The following is a 1,654-nucleotide window of genomic DNA, read 5'->3' on the forward strand; positions in this document are numbered from 1 at the left end:
AAAAATGCGACGCAACAACAAGTCGCATTTATTGAAAACTGGATTAACAACTATCCAAAGAAGATATTGGGTTACAAATCTCCTAGAGAATTTTTACAGACTGGCTAACTTGAACTTGAAATTTAGCATCCGAAGGGAAAATAGAATAAAATCAAGAGCTTCACAATAAATGAAACCCTCTACTCTTATCATTTAAATGTTTGTAGGTAAAATGCAATTGTATCTCCATCAGTTACATGCATTTCTTTTGCACCTTTCGGAGCTAACTCACCATTTACATCATACATCCAGTATGTATTTTTAGTAATATCTTGTGTGACACCGTCAATAGAGATCACTAGACCTTCTTGTTCTTCTATTTTATGATATTCTTCTAGTATGTCCATGACTGTATCATCTTTTTCAAATGATACTTTGTCTTCGACTACTTTATCATCTGAGAAGGTGACTTTCAACGTCGCCGTATATTTTTGTTCTGAATCTGAGGGTTTTGTCTGGGACTGGCAGGCAACCAAAAATAGACCCGCAATTACAGACAAGACACTAAGCATGATTTTTTTCATAAGGGTAATATCTCCTAAATATAGAATAAATTATTGGATAAAATAAGACAGTTGAAACACTATGTAAGACGTCAAACGACAAACCATTTAACCAATAGACAATCGGATTAGTCCCGTATTGCCAAGCAATCGGCAGACTAATCGAAAAGCCATAGAGAAATAGAATCAGTCCAGAAAATAGACTTTGAAAAGCTAGTGGTATCCGATTCCTACGAATAAGAGGAACAAGCAATACATACCATATTAGCATCACTAATGCAAAACTCAGTATTTGCCAAAAAACAACTAGTCCAAAACCAAATAAGAGGCTACTTCCCAACATCGTCAAGGCCATTACCCACAAGCTATCGCTCAATGGCCAAACGCAAAGGAGGACTAAAAAAATAGCTGAAATTGGTTTGATATTTGGAAAACTAGCAAATGCAAAGCGGAGAGCAATGGATAAAGCTGATAAAATCACTATCTGACTCATTCGTCTTATTGACATCATATACGGTACTTTCTCATTTATTTCCTACTATAGCGTAACGAATTCTTGACGGACTGTCAAGGATAACTTCTCTAAGGTCACGACAAACGCATGAAAACCTTCTCGAGATGTTTTTGTGTCCCAAAGTCATTTTTGAATTGAGAGATAAGTTTGATAATCATGATACTTAACCTACTTTCCAAATAATTGTGATAAATAATCATCTAAATGGACAGAAATATACCGTTGTTTTCGGCGATAACTTAAATCGCTCTTCGGAAATTGAATGACTTTTAAAAAATATAGACACATCTTTCTTATAACATTGAGATTAAAGGCTGCTCGTTTAGCCAATGTTTGATTGTGGTCTTCACGATAAACCACATCTAACAACCAATGTAGACTCTCAATCGACCACTGCCCCCGAACGCACTGAGCAAATGTTTCTATAGGCTTCTTAAAGCTAATGATAAAATAACGGACTTCCTCTATTAGCTCACCATCTTTATCCAACGTATTCTTCGTCATGCCAATGCCACGTAACTTGTGCCATTTAGGATGGCGTTCAGATAACCATTTCACATCATATGAAACCCAATAATCACGGACTTCAATTTGTCCA

3 protein-coding genes and 1 pseudogene are annotated in these 1,654 nt (G+C 36.0%); 1 reads left to right on the plus strand and 3 read right to left on the minus strand.

Features of this window, described 5'->3' with window-relative positions; genetic code table 11:
- Positions 1-108, plus strand: a pseudogene (locus ABPH35_RS10745) (IS30 family transposase); the annotation flags it as partial.
- An 80-nt stretch (positions 109-188) separates the two neighbouring features.
- Here ABPH35_RS10745 and ABPH35_RS10750 read toward each other — a convergent pair.
- From ABPH35_RS10750 to ABPH35_RS10760, 3 genes are all read right to left on the minus strand, one after another.
- A complete protein-coding gene (locus tag ABPH35_RS10750; protein ID WP_349989664.1) occupies positions 189-563 on the minus strand; it encodes a DUF4430 domain-containing protein in 375 nt (124 codons plus the stop codon).
- Positions 544-1,053, minus strand: a complete 510-nt coding sequence (locus ABPH35_RS10755; protein WP_349989665.1) for a hypothetical protein — start codon at positions 1,051-1,053, stop codon at positions 544-546. The genes ABPH35_RS10750 and ABPH35_RS10755 overlap by 20 nt, the downstream gene beginning before the upstream one ends.
- Positions 1,054-1,224: 171 nt before the next feature.
- The coding region (locus ABPH35_RS10760; protein WP_349989666.1) for an ISAs1 family transposase at positions 1,225-1,654 on the minus strand (430 nt) is incomplete at its 5' end.

This window comes from Streptococcus handemini (genome assembly GCF_040984445.1).
Classification (GTDB): Bacteria; Bacillota; Bacilli; order Lactobacillales; family Streptococcaceae; genus Streptococcus; species Streptococcus handemini.